At 69.6% G+C, this 25,131-nt stretch carries 21 protein-coding genes and 2 pseudogenes; 12 read left to right on the top strand and 11 right to left on the bottom strand.

Annotation, left to right across the window (positions count from 1 at the left end):
- Positions 1-115: 115 nt before the first annotated feature.
- Entirely contained in the window at positions 116-433 is a 318-nt protein-coding gene (locus EUC46_RS05080) for a hypothetical protein (protein WP_128773104.1), read from the top strand.
- Positions 434-637: 204 nt separating this feature from the next.
- Here the strand turns inward: EUC46_RS05080 and EUC46_RS13270 are convergent, their stop codons facing one another.
- Both EUC46_RS13270 and EUC46_RS05075 read right to left on the bottom strand, forming a co-directional pair.
- Positions 638-769: a hypothetical protein gene (locus tag EUC46_RS13270; RefSeq protein WP_277750475.1), complete on the bottom strand. Its 132-nt coding sequence runs from the start codon at positions 767-769 to the stop codon at positions 638-640.
- 118 nt (positions 770-887) lie between these two features.
- The gene (locus tag EUC46_RS05075) at positions 888-1,325 is read right to left on the bottom strand and encodes a hypothetical protein (RefSeq protein ID WP_128773103.1); all 438 of its coding nucleotides are present in this window, start codon (positions 1,323-1,325) and stop codon (positions 888-890) included.
- Positions 1,326-1,419: 94 nt separating this feature from the next.
- Here EUC46_RS05075 and EUC46_RS05070 point away from each other — a divergent pair, with 94 nt between their 5' ends.
- The 6 genes from EUC46_RS05070 to EUC46_RS05050 all read left to right on the top strand — a co-directional run bounded on the left by EUC46_RS05070 (position 1,420) and on the right by EUC46_RS05050 (position 4,826).
- A complete protein-coding gene (locus EUC46_RS05070) occupies positions 1,420-1,659 on the top strand; it encodes an AbrB/MazE/SpoVT family DNA-binding domain-containing protein (RefSeq protein WP_128773102.1) in 240 nt (79 codons plus the stop codon).
- Positions 1,656-2,087 (top strand): type II toxin-antitoxin system VapC family toxin, encoded by a 432-nt coding sequence (locus EUC46_RS05065; RefSeq protein WP_128773101.1) that lies wholly within the window; start codon positions 1,656-1,658, stop codon positions 2,085-2,087. Before EUC46_RS05070 ends, EUC46_RS05065 begins: the two co-directional genes overlap by 4 nt.
- Before the next feature lie 373 nt (positions 2,088-2,460).
- Positions 2,461-2,808 carry a hypothetical protein gene (locus tag EUC46_RS05060; protein WP_128773100.1) on the top strand — a complete coding sequence of 116 codons (348 nt, stop codon included), beginning with the start codon at positions 2,461-2,463 and terminating at the stop codon, positions 2,806-2,808.
- Complete coding sequence (locus tag EUC46_RS05055) at positions 2,747-3,010, top strand: hypothetical protein (RefSeq protein ID WP_128773099.1); 264 nt, start codon at positions 2,747-2,749, stop codon at positions 3,008-3,010. The genes EUC46_RS05060 and EUC46_RS05055 overlap by 62 nt, the downstream gene beginning before the upstream one ends.
- An 85-nt stretch (positions 3,011-3,095) precedes the next feature.
- Positions 3,096-3,233 carry a hypothetical protein gene (locus tag EUC46_RS12505; RefSeq protein WP_164918754.1) on the top strand — a complete coding sequence of 46 codons (138 nt, stop codon included), beginning with the start codon at positions 3,096-3,098 and terminating at the stop codon, positions 3,231-3,233.
- Positions 3,234-3,260: 27 nt separating this feature from the next.
- On the top strand, positions 3,261-4,826 hold the full coding sequence (locus EUC46_RS05050) for a glycoside hydrolase family 31 protein (protein ID WP_128773113.1): 1,566 nt from the start codon (positions 3,261-3,263) through the stop codon (positions 4,824-4,826).
- Between the two features lie 73 nt (positions 4,827-4,899).
- Here the strand turns inward: EUC46_RS05050 and EUC46_RS12960 are convergent.
- The 5 genes and pseudogenes from EUC46_RS12960 to EUC46_RS05025 form a co-directional block, all read right to left on the bottom strand.
- Positions 4,900-5,106, bottom strand: a pseudogene (locus tag EUC46_RS12960) (AAA family ATPase); the annotation flags it as partial.
- 91 nt (positions 5,107-5,197) lie between these two features.
- Positions 5,198-5,710 (bottom strand): DUF2218 domain-containing protein, encoded by a 513-nt coding sequence (locus EUC46_RS05040; protein ID WP_128773097.1) that lies wholly within the window; start codon positions 5,708-5,710, stop codon positions 5,198-5,200.
- Between the two features lie 199 nt (positions 5,711-5,909).
- Positions 5,910-7,799 carry an ABC transporter ATP-binding protein gene (locus EUC46_RS05035; protein WP_241655409.1) on the bottom strand — a complete coding sequence of 630 codons (1,890 nt, stop codon included), beginning with the start codon at positions 7,797-7,799 and terminating at the stop codon, positions 5,910-5,912.
- An 86-nt stretch (positions 7,800-7,885) separates the two neighbouring features.
- Positions 7,886-9,637 carry an ABC transporter ATP-binding protein gene (locus tag EUC46_RS05030; protein WP_128773095.1) on the bottom strand — a complete coding sequence of 584 codons (1,752 nt, stop codon included), beginning with the start codon at positions 9,635-9,637 and terminating at the stop codon, positions 7,886-7,888.
- Positions 9,638-9,965: 328 nt separating this feature from the next.
- Positions 9,966-11,666, bottom strand: a complete 1,701-nt coding sequence (locus tag EUC46_RS05025) for a GMC oxidoreductase (RefSeq protein WP_128773094.1) — start codon at positions 11,664-11,666, stop codon at positions 9,966-9,968.
- A 250-nt stretch (positions 11,667-11,916) separates the two neighbouring features.
- On the opposite strand from EUC46_RS05025, the gene EUC46_RS13265 reads away from it, so the two are divergent.
- The 4 genes from EUC46_RS13265 to betT all read left to right on the top strand — a co-directional run bounded on the left by EUC46_RS13265 (position 11,917) and on the right by betT (position 16,923).
- Positions 11,917-12,669 carry a sugar O-acetyltransferase gene (locus EUC46_RS13265; RefSeq protein WP_277750474.1) on the top strand — a complete coding sequence of 251 codons (753 nt, stop codon included), beginning with the start codon at positions 11,917-11,919 and terminating at the stop codon, positions 12,667-12,669.
- Positions 12,670-12,942: 273 nt separating this feature from the next.
- Entirely contained in the window at positions 12,943-13,884 is a 942-nt protein-coding gene (locus tag EUC46_RS12685) for an NAD-dependent epimerase/dehydratase family protein (RefSeq protein WP_206645899.1), read from the top strand.
- 25 nt (positions 13,885-13,909) lie between these two features.
- The gene (locus EUC46_RS12680; RefSeq protein WP_206645898.1) at positions 13,910-14,479 is read left to right on the top strand and encodes a hypothetical protein; all 570 of its coding nucleotides are present in this window, start codon (positions 13,910-13,912) and stop codon (positions 14,477-14,479) included.
- 368 nt (positions 14,480-14,847) lie between these two features.
- Positions 14,848-16,923: a choline BCCT transporter BetT gene (gene betT / locus EUC46_RS05010; protein WP_241655408.1), complete on the top strand. Its 2,076-nt coding sequence runs from the start codon at positions 14,848-14,850 to the stop codon at positions 16,921-16,923.
- A 148-nt stretch (positions 16,924-17,071) separates the two neighbouring features.
- On the opposite strand, the gene EUC46_RS05005 is transcribed toward betT, so the two are convergent.
- The 4 genes and pseudogenes from EUC46_RS05005 to EUC46_RS04990 form a co-directional block, all read right to left on the bottom strand.
- Entirely contained in the window at positions 17,072-19,501 is a 2,430-nt protein-coding gene (locus tag EUC46_RS05005; RefSeq protein WP_128773092.1) for a beta-glucosidase, read from the bottom strand.
- Between the two features lie 89 nt (positions 19,502-19,590).
- The gene (locus EUC46_RS05000) at positions 19,591-22,524 is read right to left on the bottom strand and encodes an alpha-L-rhamnosidase (RefSeq protein WP_277750473.1); all 2,934 of its coding nucleotides are present in this window, start codon (positions 22,522-22,524) and stop codon (positions 19,591-19,593) included.
- Positions 22,525-22,747: 223 nt separating this feature from the next.
- Positions 22,748-23,323 carry an alpha-L-rhamnosidase C-terminal domain-containing protein gene (locus EUC46_RS04995; RefSeq protein ID WP_128773091.1) on the bottom strand — a complete coding sequence of 192 codons (576 nt, stop codon included), beginning with the start codon at positions 23,321-23,323 and terminating at the stop codon, positions 22,748-22,750.
- A gap of 11 nt (positions 23,324-23,334) precedes the next feature.
- Positions 23,335-23,760 (bottom strand): annotated as a pseudogene (locus tag EUC46_RS04990) (L-rhamnose isomerase); the annotation flags it as partial.
- 258 nt (positions 23,761-24,018) lie between these two features.
- On the opposite strand from EUC46_RS04990, the gene EUC46_RS04985 reads away from it, so the two are divergent.
- On the top strand, positions 24,019-25,068 hold the full coding sequence (locus tag EUC46_RS04985; RefSeq protein ID WP_128773090.1) for a LacI family DNA-binding transcriptional regulator: 1,050 nt from the start codon (positions 24,019-24,021) through the stop codon (positions 25,066-25,068).
- The last annotated feature ends 63 nt before the right edge of the window (positions 25,069-25,131 follow it).

Genomic DNA, 25,131 nt, shown 5'->3' with positions numbered 1-25,131 from the left:
GCACCAGCCCTACCTGACCGCCATCGCCGAAGAACACGGGTGAACGCCCCCGCGCCACCCTGAACTACCTCACCCCACGAGAAGCCTTCGAACGCCTCCTCGTTGCTTCCACCCCTTGACACCAAGCGGGGGCGGTGTCTTCTATGCTACTGCGGACCTGCCCGAGGCGCTGGCCGGTTTCACCATCACTACCACCGGGGACGATGGTATCCAGCACACCGTCGAACGCATCTACGCCGCCGTGACCACCAATAACGGTGAAGAACCCGGCATTATCGTCCTGACCACCATGTCCAACAACGACCAACCTGGTACTCCCGCGCCCCTGGATCTCCTCGACGCCGCCCTCGAGCGCGCCGATGCGACCCTTGACCCTACCGCCATCACCACCGACCTCGGCCGCCCCGCGACACCCCGATCCACCACCCCCTAGCTGGATCTACGTTGTGCAGGGCCGGCACATCCCAGAAGTCTGCTTTGATGCCGGATCGACGTTACGGAAACTGCTCTATGACCTTCGTGACGCTGTTGACGATTGCGGTTCTGGTTCCCGGTCATCCCAAAAGACGATGGCCTATGCGATCCGCCGCCTCGACCGTTCATCGGACAGACCCGCCCGGGGGTGTTGTGGCTTGGTTCAGTTCTCGGGGTTGGTGATGTTGACGGCTTGAATCTCGCCGACGGGCAGGGCGATGGTGGTTGAGGTCGTCACCGAGTCGAGTGCACCCGATTGCCCGTCCGTGGCCGTCCAGCTCACGTCGTAGCTCACCGAAACCCGCAGCGGGGTGGTCCCGCCTCGGGAAGCCGAGGAACGCTCGACCTGACTCGTGCCATTTTTGGGGGTTCTGGTTGGTGAGGGTGGTTTTTCGTTGCAATGGCGTGGTGGCTTAGTGTCCCTGGGGCACTAAGGCGGGTGGGTATTCTGTGTCAGCGCGCAGGCGATCGGTGATGTCCGTCCACCATTCAGATGCCAGGAAGGCCACCGCGTCGGCATCCAAGGCGATCGCCTCACGGATGAGGTCCTCATACGCACCGCTCACCGACTCCTGGTCCGCTTGCTCGCGTGCAGTGATGGCCGCGCGCAGGTCCTGGGCCACACGCGCCAGGTTCTTCGACAACGTCCGCACCCGCAACCTGGCCAGCGCCGCCAACAGGTACACGTCCAGGTCGGTGGAACACATAGTGAAGATGCCCTCGCACTGGAAGACGTCATCCCGCCGGGGCATGTACGCAGCGCCGGCCGGCCAGATAGTGACAGTCCAGCTTTGAGACAGGATGTGCGTGTTCGACACGGCAGTCTCATAGAGCCCCTTGCCGAGCTCCATGCCCGTGGAGTTCCGTGCTGGACCTACATCTGGTGGCGGGAAGAAGTAGGTGTGCCTCGCGCAGTGAATGGGATTGAGATGGTAGAGTAATCCCATGGAGGCGACGATCGATTCTGGAGGGCGGCTGCTGCTGCCCAAGAGCATTCGTGAAGCGTTGGGGCTCGTCCCTGGTTCGAAAGTGGATGTCTCGCCCTATGGCAGCGGTGTTCAGATCACGCCGGGCGGTCGAACCGCACGACTAGAACGCGGTGCCGATGGTCGGCTGGTCTCTCGCGCTGAAACCGTCGTCACGGACGCACAGATGTTCGCGCTGATCGATTCGGGGCGACGTTGACCGACGATTCGCGTTATGCCGTCGACACGAGTGTGGCCGTACCGCTACTGGTCGCATCGCATGAGGCGCATCAGGCGGTCAGGCTGTGGGCGCGCGGCCGTTCCCTCGCTCTGAGTGGGCACGCCCTCGCGGAGACCTATGCCGTGCTGACTCGTCTTCCCGGGGATGCGCGTGTGAGCCCCTCGGATGCGGTCATGCTGATCGACGAGAACTTTTCCGGGGACGTCTTGCTTCCGCCCGGTGCGGCTTCTGGGGCTCATCGAGACCTCGCTCGTCTTGGCATCTCGGGTGGGGCGACGTACGACGGACTGGTCGCATTAGCCGCTCATCAACACAACCTCGTGCTCGCGACGCGGGATGCGCGCGCCCGCCCCACCTATGAAGCCGTCGGTGTGCGGGTTGAAGTGATCGCTGACCCCTCGCCATGAATGGCAATGCGGTCGAGATTCCGTGCTGGACCTACATCTGGCGGCGGCAAAAGGTAGGCAACGAGTCATCGGTGCGGGCGAGGAAGGCACACCATTGTCGAGACCGACGGAACTGAACTGCCCGCGCGCCACGCCCTTTCCCCATCCTCATCGTCTCGAACGAAGCACCACCCTTGTACACCGATCCCCAGCCCCACCCCACCCTGCGCGTAGGAGGACTCGAAGCGACGATCGACCCGTCCCGCGGCATCGTCGAGCTGACCAGCTCCGCCAGGAGGCTTGCCCGCCTCCGGCTGGCCGCGAGCTGCTCGAGGCGCGCGGCCTCGTCCCGACCCGCGCGTGGCCGGAGCCCTCACCTGGGTGGCGGGAGCCCATGTTCTGCGGCTGGGGCGCACAGAACGCGGATGCCGTCGCGGCCGACGATCCTTCCACCGCGCCGTCCTGGTCACGCCAGGCCGACCTACTCCACGAGCTGCTGCGCGTGCTGTACGAGGCGATCAAAGAGATCAAGTCCGACGCGCTGGTCATCACCCACACCCCCGACCCCGGGTTCAACGACGTCACCGACATGCTGCGGCTGAACGACGCACTGATGCTCGACCAGCCCGGCGGCGCTCTCGAGCCCGTGCGATTCCAGCCCGGGCCAGGGGCTCGTCGAGATGATGGCGTTCCGCGCCAACGTGGTCGCCAGCGCCAACCCGCGCACTCTGATCGACACTGACGGCTGGGCGCTGCCCAACATCGCGTCGTACGAGGCGTGGACAGCGCACCAGGGCACGCTCGGAGTACCGAGCCTCTACTACGTCGACCGGCTTGACACCGCCGATCCGAAGGATCGCCGAATCCCCACCACTCTCCTGACAGCCACCGCCGAGCACTGGTCACGCTACCGCGCGGGACTCTGCGATCGCGCGCATCCCTGAGCCGCGCATCCCGGAGCGAGCACCTGACAGGATTGCCGACAGAGGAACCTCCTGAACATCACCGCTTTGACCCAGCTTCACCACGGTGACAGGACGCACGCGGACCTACGACCGCGCGCACTTCACCGCGGAGGACACCTGGATCAACGCTCTGCAGACCCCGCCGTGCAATCTGATCATGGTCGGCTCGATCCGGCTGTCCTTGTCCATGGTCGTCATCTAGGATCGCGGCCGGAGGCATGTGGACGAGATGAGTAGCGGCACGGGCAGCGCTTGGTCGACGCGGCTTGAGCCCGGCGAGCGGTGGTGGGGCGGCGCGGTGGCCGACAGCCGGCACATGCCATACGGGCTTCGCCCGTTCCGCCGCGACCTGGCTTTCCACACCGGGCGGGCCGCAAGCATGCGCGGCGCGAACCAGAGCGCACCGCTGCTGCTGTCGAGCACCGGGCGCATCGTGTGGTCCGACCGGCCGTTCGCCTTTTCGATCGCGCAGGGTCGGCTGGAGGTGCGGGGCAGCGACGTACGGCTCTCGCGGGGAGGGTCAACGCTGCGCGAGGCCTTCCGGGAAGCATCTGCCCGGTACTTCCCTCCGGCCGGCACCACCCCCGCCCGTGAGCTGTTCACCGGCCCGCAGTACAACTGCTGGATCGAGATGCCGTACACCCCGACGCAGGAGGCCGTACTCACCTATGTGCGCCGTCTGCTGGACGAGGGGATGCCGCCGGGAGTCGTCATGATCGACGACTCCTGGTCGCCGGACTACGGCACCTGGCGCTTCGACCCAACCCGCTTCCCGGACCCCGCCGCCATGGTGCGCCGACTCCACGACTGGGACTGCTGCATCATGCTGTGGGTGGTGCCGTTCGTCAGCCCCGACTCGGCCGTGTTCCGCTCACTAGAACACGAGGGGCTGCTGCTGCGCGACGGCACGGGCGAGACCGCGATCCGCCGCTGGTGGAACGGCTACAGCGCCCTCCTCGACCTGACCAACCCCGCCGCCGTCGCCTGGGTGCGCGGCGAGCTGGACGCGCTGGTCGAGACGACCGGTGTCGACGGGTTCAAGTTCGACGCCGGCGACGTCCACGACTACCGGGCGGACGACCGAACCGCAGAGCCCTTGGCGGAGCCGGTCGACCTGTGCGAGGCGTGGGCACGGATCGGGCTCAACTATCCGTTCAATGAGTACCGGGCCTGCTGGAAGATGGGCGGCCAGCCGCTGGCGCAGCGGCTCGCGGACAAGCCGCCGTCCTGGGGCGAGGACGGCATCGGATCGCTGATCCCCGGGCTGGTCGTCCAGGGGCTCGGCGGGCACCCGTTCACGTGCCCCGACATGATCGGCGGCGGCGAGATCGACGCCATGAGCGGGGCCGCGGGCATCGACCAGGAGTTCTTCGTGCGATACGCCCAGGTGGCCGCGCTCGCCCCAATGATGCAGTTCTCCCTGTCGCCCGCGCGCGTCCTGGACGCGGTGCATCGAGGCGCCGTCCACGGCGCGCTGGCAGTGCGCGAGCAGCTGCTGCCGCTCATCCTCGACCTGGTGGATCAGGCGGCCGTGACCGGGGAGCCGGTGGTGCGGCACATGGCCTACCACTACCCGGGGATGGAGGATGTCGCCGATCAGTTCCTGCTCGGACCCGACCTGCTCGTGGCCCCCGCCCTCGAGCAAGGAGCGCGCACGCGCCAGGTGCGCCTGCCAGATGGCACGTGGCGCGATGATCGAGGCGAGCTGCTGACGGGGCCGGCCGTCATTACTGCGGCGACGCCGCTGGATCGCATCCCCCGGTACAGCCGACTCCCATCCGGGCGGCGGGCCTGAGATCACGGTGGACAAACCGCAGGAGGTTCCATTATCTTCGCCCGGTCACAGGAGTCCGAGACGTTTGAAGCGATGAGCCGCGCTTCTCGCAGAACCACACCTCCTCGGGATCCAGTAGCTTGCTCGGCGAGTTGCCCAGAGGCGTCGCGTCATGGGTGGAGAAGAGGATTTGGGCGCCGGTGGTGTTGATGTCCGGGCTCTTGAACATCGTGACGAGAGCCGCCGTGAGTGCGGGATGAAGGCTGGCGTCCAATTCGTCAACGATGAGGAGGTCTCCCCGACCGATCGCTACGGTAGTTGGTTGATCGGCGGGCGCTGTGGCGTGCGGGAAGTAGAGCGGTGAACCAGGGGCGATGCGGGCGGGCGCTAAGTCACTGAAGGGGATCGTGATCGCCCTTGACGTGGGTCTCATGACCTGCCTCAACCGTGTCGTCGCCCGAACTCATCTCGGTGGCACGTCCCCTCGAGTGCCGGGCCTGGCGCTCCTGGTGCTCACGGCGCATGCGCGCCATGTCCTCGGCGGACAGGGGCCCCTGGGAGGAGCCCGCCGCGCCGTCCTCGCGAACCCAGGATACGGCCAGCTGGTCCTTGTGTCCGAAGCGGGCCAGGTGGATGCCCGCGACCTGTTCCAAGCGCCCCAGGTTGCCGGGCGTGGAGCGCAGGGTCATGACCAGGGCACCGGACTCGCAGGCCAGCTCGAGGACGCCGCTGACCGTGCCATCGCGGTCGAAGATCAGGCGCCCCGCCTGCGCTTCCTCGTCCCATTGCGCCGTCAGCGTGCGGCCCATGTGCGAGGCCAGCTGGTGGCCATAGCGGGCCGGCCTGGTCGTGCTCACGCGGGCGACCGAGGTGCAGGGCAGGGGAGGGATGGTTGACGTGCTCATGAGCTCATCCTCACGCGTAAGCCACGAGCACTGCTGGGGACCCGGCGGTCTGGCACCAGGAGTTCCGTGCGCCCCTGGCCGCAGGCGCCGGGTGCCCCGAGCAGGTGGCTTAGCGGTTGTCGTGGGGCCCGCCTAGCCTTATTCCGTCCGGGGCTGAGCCCCGGGGCAGCCGCCGGCATCGTGCCCCGACGCGCCAGGCCTACTCCAACTCGAAGGCGCCGGTGTAGAGCTGGTAGTAGGTGCCGCGCTGCTCAATGAGCTGGTCGTGGCTGCCGCGTTCAATGATGCGGCCGTGGTCCAGGACCATGATCGCGTCGGAGTTGCGCACCGTGGATAGGCGGTGGGCGATGACGAAGACCGTCCGCCCGGCCATGAGGTTGTCCATGCCGGCCTGAACGAGGGCCTCGGTGCGCGTGTCAATGGAGCTGGTCGCCTCGTCGAGGATCATGACCGGCGGGTCGGCGACGGCGGCGCGGGCGATCGACAGCAGCTGCGCCTGCCCCTGGGACAGGTTGGAGTCATTGCCCGCAATGACCGTCTGATAGCCGTGGGGCAGGCGGCGGATGAAGCCGTCGGCGTTGGCCAGCCGCGCCGCCTCAATGCACTCCTCGTCGGTGGCGTCCAGCCGCCCGTAGCGGATGTTGTCCATGACGGTGCCGGTGAAGAGCCTGACGTCCTGGAGGACGACGCCGAGCGAGCGGCGCAGATCCGCTTTGGCGATCTTGTTGATATTGATCCCGTCGTAGCGGATCTTGCCGTCGTCGATGTCGTAGAAGCGGTTGATGAGGTTGGTGATGGTGGTCTTCCCGGCGCCGGTGGCGCCGACGAAGGCGATCTTCTGCCCCGGCTTGGCCCACAGGGAGACGTCGTGGAGGACCTCCTTGACGCCGTCGTAGGAGAAGTCGACGTGCTTCATGACGATCTCGCCGCGCAGACGCGTGTAGGTGACCGTGCCGTCGGCCTGGTGGGGGTGGCGCCAGGCCCACACATCGGTCTTGTGGTCGGCGGGCTCCACGCCGCCGTCGGCCGTCTCGACGGCGGTGACCAGCCCCACATAGCCGGTGTCCTGCTCGGGCTGCTCGTCGATGAGGGCGAAGACGCGGCCGGCGCCCGCCAGCCCCATGGCGATGAGGGCGACCTGCTGGGAGGCCTGGTTGATGGTCTGGGACAACTGCCGGACCATGGTCAGGTAGGAGACGATAATGCCGACAGTGATCGTGCCCATGCCGGCGAAGCCGATGTTGCTGACCTCCAACTGGATGAGCAGGCCGCCGACCATGGCGATGAGCACGTAGAGCAGGTTGCCCATATTGCCCATGACCGGGCCGAGGATGTTGCCGTACTGGTTGGCCTTCTCCGAATCGGAGAACAACTGTTGGTTGAGGGCGGCGAAGTCGGCCTTGGCGGCCTCCTCGTGGTTGAAGACCTGGACGACCTTCTGCCCGCCCATGATCTCCTCGACGAACCCCTCCTCGGTGGCGAGCGACTGCTGCTGGGCCACCATGTAGCGCGAGGACGCCCCGCCGAGCCGCCGGGTGGCGCCGACCATGACCGCGACCACGGCCAGCACCAGGATGGTCAACCAGAGGCTGTAGTAGAGCATCATGGCGAGCATGGCGCCCAGGGTCAGCCCGGACTGGATGAGGGTCGGCACGGACTGGCCGATGAGCTGGCGGATGGCGTCGGTGTCATTGGTGTAGGTCGACATGATCGCGCCGTGGGCGTGGGTGTCGAAGTACTTGATCGGCAGGGACTGCATGCGGTCGAACATGTCGTCGCGCATGTGCTTGAGCGACCCCTGCGTGACCACGGCCATGATCCGCGAGTACAGGAAGCTGGTGGCCACGCCGAGGGCGTAGACCGTGCCCATCATGGTGATAATGCGCACGAGCGTGGGCATGACGGCGTCCAGGCCCGTGCTCAGGCCGGGGGTGATGACCTCGTCCACAATGCGCTGCATGAAGATCGAGGCGATCGTCGAGGCGACGGAGGCGATGATAATGCTGACGGCGACGACGATCAGCTGCCACGAGTAGTAGTGGAAGACGTAGGCCAGCAGTCGGCGGGCGGGGTGCTCGATGTGCGGCAGGGCGTGCTGGTCGGCCTGCTCGTCCGCCCCGGTCGTCTGCCGGTCGACGACGGCGTCCGCCTGCTCGGTGCGGGTGCGCGCCACGGTCACGCCACCTCCTGTTCCTGGCTGGTGCGGTTCTGGGAGGCGTAGATCTGCTGGTACTCCCCGCCGGCCGCCATGAGCTCGGCGTGCGTGCCGCGCTCCAGGATGCGGCCGTTGTCGAGGACGATGATCTGGTCGGCGTCCTCCACGGAGCTCAGCCGCTGGGCGATAATGATCTTGGTGGTGTCCGGGATCTCCTGGGCGAAGGCCCGGCGGATGAGGGCGTCGGTGCGGGTGTCGACGGCGGAGGTCGAGTCGTCCAGGATGAGGATCTTGGGCTTCTTCAGCAGGGCGCGGGCGATGCACAGGCGCTGCTTCTGCCCGCCGGAGACGTTGGTGCCGCCCTGTTCGATGCGGGTGTCGTAGCCGTCGGGGAACTGGCGGATGAACTCGTCGGCCTGGGCGAGTCGGCATGCGTGAACGAGTTCATCGTCGGTGGCGTCGGGGTCGCCCCAGCGCAGGTTCTCCTTAATGGTGCCGGCGAACAGGACGTTGCGCTGCAGGACGACGGCGACGGCGTCGCGAAGCTGCTCCAGGTCGTACTCGCGCACGTCGACGCCGCCGACGCTCACCCGCCCCTCGGTCACGTCGTACAGGCGGGGGATGAGCTGGATGAGCGTGGTCTTCGCCGAGCCGGTGCCGCCCACAATGCCGAGGGTGGTGCCGGAGGGAATGGTCAAGTCGATGGTGGACAGGGCGTCGGCGTTGGCCTCGACGGAGTAGCGGAAGGAGACGTTCTCGAAGCGGACCTCGCCGTCGGCCACCTGGGTGCGGCCGTTCTCCGGGGAGGTGAGGGTGGGGCGGTGGTTAATGACCTCGGCGATACGGTGGGCGGACTCCGTGGACATTGACACCATGACGAAGATGAAGGCGAGCATCATCATTGAGGCGAGGATCTGCACGCCGTAGGTCATGAGCGAGGAGAACTCGCCGGTGGTCAGCTCCGTGGCGCCGGAGGAGACGACGACCCGCGCGCCCAGGTAGTTGACCAGCATGAGCGCCACGTAGATGAAGAAGACCATGATCGGGCCGTTGAGCGCGAGAATCTTCTCCGCGTAGGTGAAGTCCTTGCGGACCTGTTGGGAGGCGGCGCGGAACTTGGTCTTCTCGTGCTCCTCGGTGACGAAGGACTTCACCACCCGGATCGCGGAGACGTTCTCCTGCACGGAGTTGTTCAGGGCGTCGTACTTCTTGAAGATCCGCCGGAAGATGGGGAAGACGTAGGCGGCCAGGCCGAGGAGCGCGCCGCCGAGGAGCGGCAGTATGGCCACGAAGATGAGGGCCAGGCGCGGGTTGATCGTCAGCGTCATGATGATCGAGAAGACGACCATGAGCGGCACCCGCACGGCCACGCGGATAATCATCTGGTAGGCGTTCTGGACGTTGGTGACGTCGGTGGTCATGCGGGTGACCAACGAGGAGGTCGAGAAGCGGTCAATGTCCGCGAAGGAGAACTCCTGCACCTGGAAGAACAGGTCCTCGCGCAGGTTGCGGGCCAGACCGGCCGAGGCGGTGGCGGCGCGCACGCCGGACATGACGCCGCACACGAGGGAGACCATCGCCATGACCACCAGCGCCAAGCCGATGCGCAGGATCGGGCTCATGGAGTCGCCGTTCAGGGTGTCGATGAGCTCGGCCATTAGGAAGGGCAGCAGGCACTCGAGCCCGGCCTCACCCACCATGAACAGTGGTGCCTGCAGCGATGGCTTGCGATATTCGCGCAGGCTGCGCATGAGCGTGCGTACGGTCTTCACAGGCGTCTCCTACCGGCTTCTCCGAGAAATGGGCAGCGGCTCCGCCGCGAAGCTGCAGGCGCCGGAGTGGAGCGCGCGAGGCGCGGCGGCCGGCGGGGAGGCAGGGCCGTTCAAGCCTACAACGAGGGCCGGAGATCTCAGCCGTCCCCGGCCCGGTTGTATTCGTCCCATCCCGCCTGCCGCGGGGGTGCGTTGCCAGGGAGTTGAGCTGGACGACTTTCTCGCCCGTCCCGCCTGCCGCGGGGGTGCGTTGCGTGCGCCGGTTTCGGCGCGCTGCGCCGGCGACGCCCGGGGGCACCACCACCTTTACGAGGTCTTTACGGGGTCTTTACAGGGTGACGTCCTGGGTGGGGCGGGCCAGCTCGCCGGCGGCGTGGGCCTGGGCAATGTAGTCGCAGGCACGGGCCGTGACCGCCATGATCGTCAGCGCCGGGCCCTCGGTCGAGCCGCTCGGGAAGGAGGCGGCGTCAGTGACGAAGAGGTTGGGCACGTCCCAGCTCTGGCACACGCCGTTGAGGACCGACAGTGACGGATCGCGGCCCATGCGCGCCCCGCCCGCCTCGTGGATGGACACCCCCATCATGAGGCTCATGCGGATGCCGATTCTGAAGACGGCCCGCTGCACCGGGTTGAAGTCCGGCCACACCGTCTTGGAGTGCACTCCGAAGGTCGAGGCGACGAAGTTGGTGCGGTAGCCGCCGGAGCGCATCATCTCGGTGACGTCGCGCACCGCGGCGCGCACCATGACCCGGTCGTTGTCATCGGGGCGGCACACAATGTGCGCCGCCGGGATCCCCCACTTGTCCCGCACCCGGGGTGAGAGCGAGACGTGGTTGCTGTACTGGGGCAGCATCTCCCCGCCGGCGCCGAAACCGAACATGGCCGGGGAGTCCGCCGGCACCGGGACGCGGCCCGCCAGGCCCTGGAAGGAGTAGCCGCGCTTGTATGCCTCGCGCTGGCCCCCCAGGTTCTGGTAGCGGGGGATGAGGAACCCCCCGGAGTTGCCGTAGAAGGGATCGGGCTCGCACTGCGTGGAGGGCTCGAAGTACCCCGGCCGCCGAGGGTCGTCGCCGAATCCCAGGGTCATGGACTGCTCCATGAGGTAGTGGCCCACCAGGCCGCCGGAGTTCCCCAGGCCCTGCGGGTGGCGCGGCCCGGCGGAGTTGAGCAGCAGGCGCACCGACTCGATCGCCGAGGCGCACAGGAGGACGACGTCGCCGACCACCTTGTGCTCGCGCTTGGTGGCGGCGTCGACGAAGACGGCCCCGGTGGCCAGTCCCGTGCGGGCGCTGGTGGTGATGCGGCTGACCACCGCGCCGGTGCGGATGGTCAAGCGTCCGGTGGCGCGGGCCTGACGGATCCCGGGGGGCGTGCGGTCCAGGAAGGGGGCCTGGAAGCGCCAGGAGATGACGTGCCGCTCGGGCCAGGTCTCCTCGACGACGCGCTTGAAGTCCTGCTCCATCTCATTGAGGTGGCCCGGCCCCACGTACCTGCCGGCCGGCGGGTGCTCCACACCGGGGTCGGCGTCCCCGTAGAGGCCCACGAGTTCCTCGACACGGTCGTAGTAGGGGGCCAGGTCCGCGTACTCGAAGGGCCAGTCAATGCCGACGCCGTCGAGGCTGGCGGCCTTGAAGTCGACGTCGCTCATGCGTTGGAGCACCCGCCCGTAGGCGTGCATGCGCCCTCCCAGCAGGCGCGAGCGCACCCATAGGTAGGGGGCATTGGGCGGGTAGGTGTAGGGGTTGTCCAGATCGTTGATCAGGAAGCGTGAGGAGGAGTCGGTGAAGAAGGAGCGGCGCGCCTGGTTGAACTGCCCGCCGAGCATGCGCCTGGCCCGGGTCATCACGTCCATGCCCATGGGCTTGGGCTTGCCATGGGCCGGCGGGATGAAGTCCTCCTCGGTGAGTTCGCGGCCGGCCTCCAGCAGGAGGACGTCCATGCCGGCCGCGGTCAGCTCGCGCACGGCCGTCGACCCGGCCGGGCCGGACCCAATGACAATGGCGTCGAAGTGGCGGTCGATGGTGCTCATGGGCGGTCAGTCCTCCTGCGCGTCAGCGCGCCTGCGTGGTGCCTGTGGTGGTCGGGCGGGCGTCCTCACCCGCCGGTGATCGGCTGCCGCCAGGTTAGGGACGACGCCGGGGCGGCGGTACCGTGCCCCGGCCGGCTTCTGCCCGGGCCGGGGGAAAGACGGGCGGTGGAGGCTGCCATGGGCCTTCGCCCCGCCGATACGGTGGGGTCAAGACCGGCACGGCGAGCAGTAGTTGGGCAGGAGGCGGGCCATGACCCAGGGGCAGACGGTCCGCGGCGACAGCGAACCCGGCATCCAACAGCGGCGGGCCATGACCCAGGGGTCGACGGCGAACGCGAGGACCGCCGTCCCGGGTGCGGGCACCGCGACCGGGATGGACGACCAGGACCAGCGCGCCCTGGCGGGCCTCCTATTCGACGCCGCCTGGCCCGGGTACCGCGACATGAAGGCCCGCGCCCACGACCTGTGCCGCCGCTACAACTCCCTGCCCGAACTCGACCCCGCCCGTGGGCGGGTCCTGCGGCAGATCTTCGCCTCCCTGGGTGAGGGCGCCTACGTGCGCGGCCCCCTCCAGGTCAACTGCGGCACTCACACCCGCATTGGTGAGCGCTTCTTCGCCAACTTCAACCTCACCATCCTCGACGACGTCGCCGTCACCATTGGCGACGACGTCCAGCTCGGCCCCGGGGTCACCATTGTCGCCGGCACTCACCCCCTCCTTTTCGAGGAGCGCAAGCACCTGACCTACCCCGACGGGCACACTGGATCCGCCGAGTACGCCGACCCGGTCACCATTGGCGACGGCGTCTGGCTGGGGGCCAATGTCACCGTCCTGCCCGGGGTCACTATTGGGCGGCACGCCGTCGTCGGCGCCGGCAGTCTCGTCACCCGCGACGTCCCCGCCGGCTGGCTCGCCCTGGGAGCCCCGGCCCGCCCGGTGCGCCTCATTAGCCGGGCGGACTCCCTGACCGATCCCACTGGCCCGCTGCGCTGTCGCCTTTGACCTGCCGGGGGGTCTCCCGGGCCCCACAGGCCCGCGGCACCACCGGGGCCTCCTCCATGCCCGGGGAGTGCCGGGGCGGCCCCGCTCACCGCCGAGGGCGCCCCGGGCTCCGGGGCGGTCGGGCTGGTCTGCGCTGGACGCCCCCGGGCCCCGGGGCGGTCGACCCCCACCCGGTCGGGGCGGTCGCCGCCCTCGCCCACCGGGCGGGCCGGCGTGCAGTCACCTGGACCAGGTGAGTCGCGGCGTCCTACTCTGAGGAGGGAGGGGATCGCCATGAGCCGGCTGACCACGAGTTCGCCACCCACCGTTCTTCTCACCGGCGCTACCGGCGCCATGGGGCGCCGGGCCCTGCAGCGGATGCTGGCGGACCAGGAGGACTACCACCTTCTCGTCCTGGCTCAGGGCACGCCCCGGGATCGTGAGGTGCTCTCCAGGTACCGCGGGGCGCCCGGGCTCAGGGTGCTGCGCGGAGACCTGTCTGACACCGGGGTCGTCGAGCGGTGCGTGGCGGCCGCGGACATTATCTGCCACCTGGCGGCCCTGGTCCCGCCGGCCGCCGACAAGCTCCCGCGCCTGGCCATGGAGGTCAACTACGGTTCCACGCGCGCCCTCCTGGACGCCATCCACCTCCAGGGGCGCGCCGACGCCGTCCGCCTGGTATGGATCGGGACGGTGGCGCAGACCGGCGACCGCATGCCCCCAATCCACTGGGGGCGCGTCGGGGACCCGATCAAGCCCTCGATCTTCGACTACTACGCCGTCTCCAAGGTGGCCGCCGAGCGGGCGGTCATTGACTCGGGCCTGACCCGGTGGGTGTCCCTGCGGCAGACCGGCATAATGAGCCCCGCCATGGTGCGCATCGTGGACCCCATTATGTTCCACAACCCCTTCGACAATGCGCTGGAGTACGTCTCCGACCGCGACTCGGGGCGGATGCTGCGCAACCTGGTGCGCGCCGAGGTCCGTGGCGAGCTGCCCGCGCAGTTCTGGGGGCACGTCTACAACGTCGGGGGAGGGGCGAGCTGCCGAGCCCCCGCCCACGAGCTGTACGGGCGGGTCTACCGGGACCTGGGGATCAGGGACCCGGACCTGGTGCTCCACCCGCGAATGGAGGCCACACGGAACTTCCACGGCCATTACTACCTGGACTCCAACCGCCTGGAGGGGTACCTGCGCTTCCGGCGGGACTCGATCGAGTACTTCTACGAGCTGTAGCCGGCGTCTGGGCGCGGCTGCCCGTGTGGCGCGGGCCGTGTGCGCCCTGCCCGGGGGCCAGCGACTCGTAGGCGCGGCCGTCAGCGGCGGCCTGCGCCACCTGGCCCGACGCGAGCGGGGGACGCTGCATATCCTCGAGCACGGCGCCCAGGAGGAGATCGACGCCTACTGGGGCAGCCGGGCGGCCTGGGAGGCCCTGCCCGAGCGCGGCCGCGACATGAGGCGCTTCAAGGACTGGGACACGGTGGTCCCCATTGACCACGGCTATGACGAGTCCGCGCCCGAGTCGGCCCTGGACCGTGCCGCCGTGGCCGGCGCCGCGCGCTTTCGGGGCGGGGAGCTGTTGAGCCAGAACATGGTCACGGGGGACTGGCGCACGCCGTTGCGCTACCGGTGCGCCTTCGGGCACGAGTTCACCGGCTCGCCCCGGCTGATCCTGGAAGGCGGGCATTGGTGCGAGGTCTGTGAGCGGCAGAGCTGGAACTATGGGCGCCGCGCCCAAGTGGACCCCTTCTTCGCCCAGGTCTGGACGCCCCTGCACGACCCGCAGGAGCTGCGCGAGTACCCCAAGATGATCAGCGAACTGGACGTGTGAGACACGGCGCCGCAGATTGAGCATCCCGGCCGGGGCGGTCGCCGCCCTCGCCCACCGGGCGAGCTAACCGGGAGGGTCGGCCGGGTCGCCCGAGGAGCGCGCGGTCGAGGTCTTAAAATGCGCGCCGCCGTTAGCCCCAGGCTCTCAGGCGCCGACCAAAATGTGTCCAGGGTCTCCTCCGTCCCCCCTCAGGCCCGACAACACGCGGCGCCAACTGGTGGAAACTGGCGCGATTTTGTGGCTTTCGTTTGCAGGCGGACCCGATCGCTGAGAAGGTCACGGATGTGTTTCACCACTGACGAACGGAGAACTCGGTGACCGAGCAAACCCGGAGCCAGGAGTCGCGCTCCCCCTCCCCCGCCCCTGCAGTGGAGTCGCGCAGTCTCAACCTGCCGGTCTTCGCCGCCTCCGCGCTGGTCATCGGGGTGGTTGCGGGCGCCGCCATTATTGCGCCGCAAAGCGTTCAGGGCGCCTTCGACGCGGCGGTGGACTGGGCCGGCCGCTGGTTCGGCTCCTTCTATATTCTGCTTATCTCCGTGGTCCTCGTGTTCATGGTGGTCCTGGCGCTGTCCCGCTTCGGCACCGTACGCCTGGGGCCATCGAACTCCACCCCGGATTTCTCCACCTTCTCCTGGGCGGCCATGCTCTTCGCCGCGGGCATTGGTACCGGGATCATGTTCTTCGCCGTCGCCGAGCCCGTGGCCCAGTACGCGAGCCCTCCCACCGGTGAGGCGGAGACCATTGCGGCGGCCCGCCAGGCCATTGTGCTCACGCTCTTCCACTACGGCATTTCCGGCTGGGGCCTGTACTCACTGGTGGGCGTCGCCATGGCCTACTTCGCCTACCGGCGCCGCGACACCCTGGCGGTGCGCTCCACCCTGCGCCCCCTGCTGGGGGACCGCGTTGAGGGGGTGGCCGGCGACATTGTGGACACCGCCGCGCTCGTGGGAGGGGTCTTCGGCATTGCCGCCTCCCTGGGGGTCGGCGTCGTCCAACTCAATGTCGCCCTGACCATCCTCTTCGGGCTGCCGCAGGGCATCAGCACCCAGATTGGGCTCATCACCCTGTCAGTGGTCATGGCGACCGTCTCAGCAGTCTCCGGCGTCGACCGGGGGGTGCGCATGCTGTCCAATATCAATGTGCTGTTGGCGATCGGCCTGGCCCTGTGGGTCCTGGTCACAGGCAACACCGCTTTCCTTCTCGACGCCCTGGTGGGGTCCATTGGCGACTTCCTCACCCAGTTCCCGCTGCTGACGCTGGAGACCTACGCCTACGACCGGCCCGACGCCTGGATGAACGGGTGGACGCTGTTCTTCTGGGCCTGGTGGATTACCTGGGCCGCCTTCGTCGGCATGTTCCTGGCCCGCATCTCCCGGGGGCGCACCATCCGCCAGTTCGTCCTGGGCTCCCTGGTCCTGCCCTTCAGCTACGTGGTCATGTGGGTGTCGATCTTCGGCAACCACGCCCTGGATATGATCCGCTCCGGGAACACCCACTTCGCCGAAACCACCCAGGCTCAGCCCGAGCAGGGCCTCTACATGCTCCTGGGCTCCCTGCCGGGAGGCACCATCGTCATTGCCATCGCCCTGTTCGTCGGCATCCTCTTCTACGTGACATCTGCCGACTCCGGCGCCCTGGTCATGTCCAATCTGTGTGTTCGCCAGCGCGGCGAGCACCAGGACGCCCCCGCCTGGCTGCGGATCTTCTGGGCCTCGTTAACCGGGGTGTTGACCATCGCCATGCTCGTGGCCGGCGGCATCCCCATCCTTCAGCAGGCCACGATCGTCATGGCCCTGCCCTTCTCCTTCGTGCTCATTATCGTCATGGCCTGCCTGTGGAAGGCTCTGAGGTCGGAGGCCAGCCGCAATGAGGCCCGCTCTCAGGCCTACCGCAACCGCGCCCTGGGCTTCACCGGGAGCGCCGCGGGACTGGGCCGCTCCTCGTGGCGGGACCGCCTCTCCCACACCTTCGACTCGGTCTCCCCGGCCCGCGCCAAGCGGGCCCTGGACAACCGGATCGTGCCGGCGCTGGAGGCGGTGGCCGTCGAGCTGCGCAAGGAGGACCTGCTGGCCGAGGTTTATGTGGAGGGCGACAGCGCCCAGGACCCCGACGACGACCGCAACTTCCTGGGGCGGGCCACCCTGGTGGTGACCTCGCCGGGGGCGGAGCCCCCCAAGGAGGAGGGCTCGCCGACGGCGGTCGAACGCTCCTTCGGCCGGGACTCCTTCCGCTACGTGGTGCGCATGGTCCAGGCGCCAGTACCGGCCTACGGCGCCGTCGTCCACGAGGCCGACGACCTCACCGTGCGCCTGGAAGTACGTCCGCGCGGGGGCGGCCAGGGCTACGACGTCATGGATTGGTCGACCGACCAGGTGGCCCACGATGTCCTGGACCACTACGAGCGCTGGTTGGAGTACCTGGGCGCGTCGTCCGCGACCGTGTGAGTATGCGGGGCCGCGCCGCCCCGTTGGTGGGTGTGCGCCGGCTCGGCCCGGACGGGCGGTCTGCGATTGTGGCCCGGTGCCGAAGGCGCGACCCGGCGCTGAGGTCAAGGCCAATGCTCGACCCCAGCGCCGGCGGGCGTGCGCCGGCTCAGGCCGGCGGCTCAGCCCGCTGGGCCCGGGCGAGCAACGCCAGGTAGCGCTCCCAGCCGAAACCGCCCGGGAAGACGGCCAGCCGGTTGGCGGGCATGGGGGTCATGAGCTCGTAGGTGCTCGGGTCCGCCTCCAGGCCGGCCACGAACTCGGGCAGCTCGGCGCGCATGAGCGGGCCGCCCACCGGGTGGTCCAACCACTCCTTGACACTGGAGTCCATCTTGAGCGGGCGGACAAGGGGCGGCGCCTGGACCTCAATGCTCTCCGCCAGGGGCAGGTCGCGGCTGGAGAAGCCCACGTTCACCGTGTACCGCCCGGCCTCCACCACCCAGGCGCCCGTGGGGGCGTCCCAGAAGGCGAGGTCGCGCTGGGTGACCGGCAGCTCCACCTCCCGGCTCTCGCCGGGGGCCAGGCTCACCTTGGCGAAGCCCGCCAGCTCCCGGGCGGCGCGCTGGACGTGACCGGTGCCCTCGCGGCCCACGTAGAGCTGGACCACCTGGGCGCCCTCACGGGCACCGGTGTTGGTCACGGTGGCGCGCACGGTGGCCAGGACCGTGTCCTGGGCGGCGGTGTCAGCCGGGCTCATGGCCCCGCCGGCCACAACCGCCCCCGAGCCGGCGGCGGGGGCGACCACCAGGTCGCTCAGCGCGAAGCTCGTGTAGGTCAGGCCGTGCCCGAAGGGGTAGGCCACCTCCCGGCTCATGGCGTCGAAGGCGCGGTAGCCGATGAAGACCCCCTCCCCGTAGCGCACCTGCGAGTCGGCCCCGGGGAAGTTGAGTTGGGCGGGGACGTCGCTCAGGGCCACCGGCAGGGTCTCGGCCAGGTGACCGGTGGGGGCCACGGCCCCCAGGACCACGTCGGCGATGGCGCTGCCGCCGGCCTGGCCGCCCAGCCAGGCCACCAGCAGGGCGTCGGCGGCCTCCTGCCAGCTGGCCACTTCCATGGCCGAGCCGCCCACGAGCACCACCACAGTGCGGGCGGCCGCCTCGCCCACGGCGCGAATGAGGTCGACTTGGTCGGTGGGGATGTCCATGTGGGTGCGGTCGTAGCCCTCGGACTCGGAGGCCTGGGGCAGGCCGGCGACAATGACGGCGGTGGCGCCGCGGGCGGCCTCAACGGCCTGCTGACGCAATTCGGCTGCGCCCAGCTCCTGGCCGGGCTTGCCCGCGGCCTCCGCTAGGCGGTAGCCGGGGGCGAAGCGCACGGCCCGGGCCCCCAGGGCGGCCTCGAAGGCCTCTAGGGCGGTGTCCAGCCGGGTGGGGTTGATCTGGGAGGAGCCGGCCCCCTGGTAGCGGGGGGTGCGGGCGAACTCGCCAATGAGCGCCAGGGGCGCCTCGGCAGTGAGGCCGGCGGCGCTCAGGGGCAGGACCGGGGCAGCGCCGTCGGGCCCCGGGACCTTGTCATTGCGCAGCAGCACCGTGCCGGCCGCGGCTGCCTGACGGGCAATGGCGTGGTGGGCGTCGGCGTCGAAGGCGGTGGCGCCGTCGGAGCCGACGCCGGTGCGCGCCCCCAGGGTGGCGTGGCCGGCCAGGATCATGGCGGTCACGCGGGTGGCGGCCGCGTCCAGGACGGATTCGTCGAGCTCACCGGAGCGCACGGCGGCGACCACCTGGGCGTCGGTGCGGCCGCCGGAGGCGGGCATCTCCAGGTCCAGGCCGGCGGCCAGGCCCGGGACGCGCTCGTTGACGGCGCCCCAGTCCGAGACCACCAGCCCCTCATAACCCCACTGCTCGCGCAGGACCTCGGTGAGCAGCCAGGGGTCCTCGGAGGCGTAGGTGCCGTTGATCCTGTTGTAGGAGCACATGACGGTCCAGGGCTGGCAGCGGCGGACCACCTGCTCGAAGGCGGGCAGGTAGACCTCGCGCAGGGTGCGCTCGTCGACCTGGGCGTCCACGCGCAGGCGGTCGGTCTCCTGGTTGTTGGCGGCGAAGTGCTTCAGGGAGGTGCCCACGCCCTGGGACTGGATGCCGGCCACCAGGGCGGCGGCAATACGGCCGGCCAGCAGCGGATCCTCGCTGACGTACTCGAAGTTGCGCCCGCACAGGGGGGAGCGCTTCATATTGACGCCCGGGCCCAGGATGACAGCGACGTCGTTGGCGGCGGTCTCCTCACCCAGGGCCCGGCCCACGCGCTCGACGAGCTCGGGGTCCCAGGTGGAGCCCAGCGCCGCGGCGGTCGGGAAGCAGGTGGCGGGCACCGAAGCGTTGAGGCCCAGGTGGTCGGTGTCGCCCGCCTGCTTGCGCAGCCCGTGGGGGCCGTCGGTGACCATGACCGGCTCCAGGTCCAGGCGCTCCACCCCCTTGGTGTGCCAGAAGTCGGATCCGGAGGTCAGGCCGGCCTTCTCCTCCAGGGTCATCTGGGCGACGAGCTCGGTGGCGCGGCGCTGAAGGTCGGGGGAGAACGGAGACGCGGGGGTGGTGGTTGTCATGGGGTGAGCTCCTTCGCTCAAGAGACTGCCTATCTATCGGCTCGTTGGTCAGTTTATCTGGAAGACACGAGTGTATGGTGCGGGCCGCGTCACAGAGGTGCGCTCAGGCGGTGGCGCCCGTGCCCAAGCTCAATCACCTCGCCATTGACGCCCGGCAAGCGCACCCGGGCCCTGGCGCCCACCGGCACCACCACCTCCAGGCGGAATGAGGAACCGGCCTCCAGTCGCCAAGAGGACGCGGCCCACCCGTAGGGGGTGCGGTGCACCGACTCGCCGGAGGTCAAGGAGCCGCCGGGCTGCGGGGCCACCTCCATCACCCGGTAGCCGGGCTCGGCGGGCGCCAGGCCGCCCACGGTGCGCTGAAGCCAAGCGGCCACCGCGCCCAGCGCATAGTGGTTGAAACTCGTCATGCCCCCGGGGTTAATGGAGCCGTCCGGCAGCAGGGAGTCCCACCGCTCCCAGGTGGTGGTCGCCCCCATGGTGACCGCGTAAAGCCAGGAGGGGCAGGTGGTCTGCTCCAGGAGACGGTAGGCGGCCTCAATCTGGCCGGTGTCCGACAGGGCCGCGGTCACCACCGGCGTACCGGCGAAGCCGGTGGCCACATGATCGTCGGCGTCGGCGACCAGGGCCGCCAGGTGCTCCCCGGCGCGAGCCCGCTCCTGCTCGCCCCCGCACAGGTCGAAGGCGATCGCCAGGGCGTAGGCGGTCTGGGAGTGCGAGCTCAGGCGCCCGCCGTCGGCCCCGTAGCGGCCCCGGAAGGCCGCGGCGACGTCGTCGGCCAACTCCCCATAGTGGGCCGCATCCCGGCCGCGCCCCAGGACAGTGGCCCATTGGGACATGACCCGGGCGGAATGGGCGAAGAAGGCGGTAGCCACCAGGTAGCGGTCCGTCAGGGCCCGCATGGGATCATCCGGTGGGGCGGCCGGGTCGAGCCAGTCGCCCAGCTGCAAGCCGGTGTCCCAGATGTGACTGGGGCCCGCCAGGCGGTCCACAAGATCCACCCACTGCTTCGCCGACTCGTACTGCTGCTCCAAGAGCCCCGTGTCCCCGGTCGCCCGGTAGAGCTCCCAGGGCACCAGTGTGGCGGCGTCGCCCCACACCGCCGCCGGGCGCGGCGGGGTCCAGAAGCCGCCGGGGATGACCGGCACATACCAGGGCACGGTGCCGTGCCTGCGCTGCTCAATAGCCAGGTCGGTCAACCAGGACGCCAGCAGGCCCGAGCAGCGGTAGTGGAAGGCCGCGGTCGGGGTGAAGGCCTGGATGTCCCCGGTCCAGCCCAGGCGCTCGTCGCGCTGAGGGCAATCGGTGGGGATGGCCACGAAGTTGCCGCGCATAGACCAACGCGAGTTCTCGTGCAGGCGGGTGACCAGCTCGTGGGAGCAGGTGAAAGCCCCCAGGCGCTCCATGTCGGTGTGGACGACGACGGCCCGCACGCTTGAGGCAATGTCGCGCGTGACCGCCTCCGGGTCGGCGCCTCCCGGCCAGCCGACGACCTCGGCGTAGCGGAAGCCATGGATGGTGAAGGCCGGTTCCCACTCCTCGCGCACCCCTCCGTCGAGCCCCCGACCGCGCAGGGTGTAGGTGTCGGTGGCGGCGGCCTCGCGCAGGGGGCGGGTGCCGAGCTCCCCGCCGGGAGAGTTGCCCTCCAGGACCTCGGCGTGCCGCAGGCGGATAACGGTGCCGGCCGGACCGGCCACGCTCAGGCGCAGGCGCCCGGAGATGTTCTGCCCGAAGTCCAGGATGTAGCGCTCTGGGGCGGCGGGCAGGTCGACATCGCCCAGGGTGAGGTGCTCGGCCCCGTGGCGGGTGACGCTGACCGGCTCCAGAGTCTCAATGGCGCGCACGGGCGCGTCAGTGGCCATGACCAGACGCCGCCCCTGGGGGTCGCCCACGCGCACCGGGCTCCAGCCCCTGTCCGGCGTGGCCTCATAGCCGGGGCGGGACCAGGCGGGGTCGGCCAGGCGTGCGTCCACGGTCTCACCCTCGTACAGGCCGGTGAAAAGGATCTCCCCGGCCCCGGCGCTCCAGGTGGCGTCCGTGGCATGGAGGGTGCGGCTGCCATCGGTGTGGGTGAGCTCGAGCTGAACAATGGCGGCGACGTCCTCCCCGTAGAGATTGTGGTAGCCGCCGTCGAAACCGATGTGGCCCCGGTACCAGCCGTCGGCGAGCTGGGCGCCGACGGCGTGGGGGCCCACGCCGTCGCCCCGGGCACTGGCGGCCAACAGCGCGGCGGTGACGTCATAGGCGCGGGCGGCGAGGCGCTCGTCGTAGACGGTCCAGCCGGGGACCAGCTCGTCAGCGCCAATGCGCACCCCGTCGAGTTCGGCGCGGATGAGGCCGTGAGCGCTGAGGTAGACGCGGGCGGCCGCCACCGGGCGATCCACGGTGATCTCGCCGCGAACCCGGGGCGGGCGACGCCGGGAGGTCGGGTTCTCGGGCCAGGCGGGACCCACGGGCAGGGCCCGCCAGTCCTGGGGGCTCAGTAGTCCGGTCTCGTAGACCAGGGGGGCGGACCATGGCGACCAGGGGGCGCCGGCCGGGCCCTGCGCGCTCGGGGCGCCGGCCACGCGCACCCGCAGGACGACGCGCTCGCGGGAGCCCAAAGGCGCGGCGGGCCAGGGCGCCAGGACGCCGTCGGCGACCTCCAGGGGGACGACCTCGGGGTTGGGGCGGACGGTGGTGCCGGTGTCGGGGCGGGTGGTGGCGCCGGTGTTGGTGCCGGGGTGGCCGGTGGTGCCGGTGCCGGGCAGGGGAGTGCCGTTCAGGGCGGTGCGAGTGATCTCGAGTTCGGCGCGGGTGGGGGTCCACAGCGCGGGGGCCGTGGGCACCTCCCAGCTCAGGCGGGGGGCCGGCCAGGCGCCGCCCAGGACATCGCCGCTCAGGTGGTGCTCGATGCGCAGGTGGCGGGGGGCGGCCAGCGGGCCAATGGGGTCGGGCAGGGCGGCGGCGGTGATCGTGGGCTCAGGCGTGGTGGGGCGGGTGGGTGTGAGGGGGGTGCGCTGGGCGCTGCGGCGGATGGTCACGGTGACTCCGGATGCTCGTCATTGAAACGACTCAAAAATAGGTTGCGGTGGTCCGTCCCGTCAAGAGTCGGCCCCTCGCCCCCAACCTCCTCCAACGAAATCCTCACAGCACAACGTCCCGGGACGTCGCGCTGTGAGGATTTCGTTGGAGGGGAGGAGCGGGAGGGCGAGGGCGGGAGGGGAGGAGCGAGGGGGCGGGGGCCGCGAGGGTGAGAATGCGGCCTCAGTCCAGGGTTGCCACCACCTGGGAGAGCGCCTTGTGCACGCCCTCCAGACCGGGGATGAAGCCGTACATAGTGGCCGCACTGGGGACAACGGCGACGGGCGAATCCAGCTCGTGGGTGAGGAGCTTCGTCAGCGCGCCGGACGGGTCGTCAGCGTAGGCCGGATGTCCGCTGGCGGCGACCGCCTCACAGGTCCGCCTCCACGCCTCCTCGTCATCAATAAGGTCGCGCACTGTGCCGATGGCGGCACCCGCCGACTCGGCCGGCGCGCCCACCGTGCGCTCGTGCAGGCCGTGCCCCACCGTCTCCGGCTCGGTGCCGGGCAGCACAATCCGCGCCGTGGACCCCACCGGCACCTGGACGCTCAGGTGCAGCCGGTCGCCGTCGAGCTCCCAGGCCGCCCGTGCTACGCCATCAGGCAGGCGGCGCACCACCGAGGCGCGGGTGAATCCGTGCCCCACCTGCGGAGCCACGCGCAGGGCGCCGCCCCCCGGGCTGTCCAGCGCCAGGCCGGCGACGTCGTCGAGCAGCCACTGGGTGACTGCGCCAAGGGCATAGTGGTTGAAGCTCGTCATTTGGCCGGGTGGAGGGCCGGGGCGCCAGTGGCGCGCATGACCTCAATGCACTCCTTGTGATGGTCAATGGCCTTGCGGCGCACCGCGGCGTCCGGGTTGGTCAGGGAGCCGAGTTTGTAGTCCTCGTCCTGGAAGACGTTGGAGTTAATGGTGCCGATGGACACTCCCTGCTGCTCCGCGTGGCGGCGCAGGGCCTCGTAGTCGTCCACGGCGTCCCAGGGGATGTGGAGGGAGACGCGCGGGGTGATGCCGGTGAGCCGGTTGACCTCGGCGACGTCGTCGATCTTCTCGAAGGGGTCGCGGGGCACGCCGGCAGTAGTGAACACGCGGAAGCGGGTGCCGGAGTTGCCGAAGGCCCAACTCGGCAACTCAATGGTCTGGGTTCGGAGCAGGCTGCGGGCCTGCGCGGTGAGGTCGGACAGTGCGGGGCTGGGCATGGCGGTTCTCCGTTTCGTCGGGCGGGGCGGTTCGCTGCGGTTCGGTACTGGTGGGCTGGATGGGGTGGTGCCGTGCTTGCGGCGCTTCGTTGCGGCGGGCGGACCCGAGGGGACGAACTGATGTGAATCGTTTCAGTGAGAGTGAGCGTAGCGCGCTTTGAAGCGTTTCATCAAGAGGTTTGAGGGCCGGGATCCGACCTGGCCCCTATGCTTGGACAGCGATCAGGATGCGGCCGGCCCCGCCTGAGAGGAGAAATCATGCCTTCCGCCCCCGTCCGCCCCCAGAGCGGACGCCCCTCAGTGCGCGATGTCGCCGCCCTGGCCGGTGTGTCGGTGGGCACTGTCTCCCACGTCCTCAACCACCCCGACCGCGTCGCCCAGGCCACCCGTGAACGTGTCGAGGCCGCCATTGAAAAGCTCGGCTTCGTGCGCTCGGAGACGGCCCGCCGATTGCGCCGCGGCGGCTCCTCCCTGGTGGGGGTCCTCGTCCACGACATCGCCAACCCCTTCTTCACCGAGGCGGCCCGCGGTATCGAGGATCGGCTGCGCGAAGACGAGAGCATCCCCCTGGTCGGCTCCACCGACTCCGACGCCGCTCGAGAGCGCGATCTCATGGGGATTCTCGCCGGGCTGGACGCCCGCGGCGTCATCATTACCCCCTCGGCCTCCACTCTGGACAACCTGGGTGTGCTCATCGACCGTTCCATCCCCGTGGTCCTCATGGACCACCCGCCCATCTCCAGGGCTCTGTCCACTGTCTCAGGCGACGACGTCGCCGGGGCCCGCGCGGCCATTGACCACCTCGTGGACTTGGGGCACCGCCGGATTGGCCTGGTCAATGGCCCCCTGTCCGTGCGCCAGGCCGCTGATCGGCGCGAGGGCGTTCTGGCCGCCATTGTCGAGGCGGGGCTCGACGTGGCCGAGGTGCTGGAGGAGGTTGAGGTCGTTGTCGAGGGCAGGGCCTTTAGCGCCGACGCCGGCGCGGCGGGGGCGGCCAGTCTGCTGCGGAGGCCCAACCCGCCGTCCGCCCTGTTCTGCGCCAATGACCTCATGGCCATTGGGGCCATGCGGGAGGTTCGTCGCCAGGGCCTGAGGATCCCCGACGACGTCGCCATTGTCGGCTACGACGACATTTCAGTGGCCTCCGAGCTCATTATCCCGCTGACCAGCGTCCACCAACCCATGCGCAAACTCGGCGGGGCCGCGGCCGACCTGCTGTTGACGGCGGGGGATGAGGTGCGCAATGTGGTCTTCACCCCGGAGCTGGTGGTGCGCGAATCCACGCTCGGGCGCAGCCGGCACGCCTAGGAGCCGAGGAGAGGGCGCGGGCGGGCGAGATCTGCGGCTGGTGGGGCCGGGCACCCCTGAGCG

Source organism: Actinomyces oricola, from assembly GCF_004104015.1.
In the GTDB taxonomy this organism is placed as follows: Bacteria; Actinomycetota; Actinomycetes; order Actinomycetales; family Actinomycetaceae; genus Actinomyces; species Actinomyces oricola.
The sequence above is the reverse complement of the archived record's forward strand: the minus strand, read 5'-3'. Positions and strand labels throughout refer to the sequence as shown.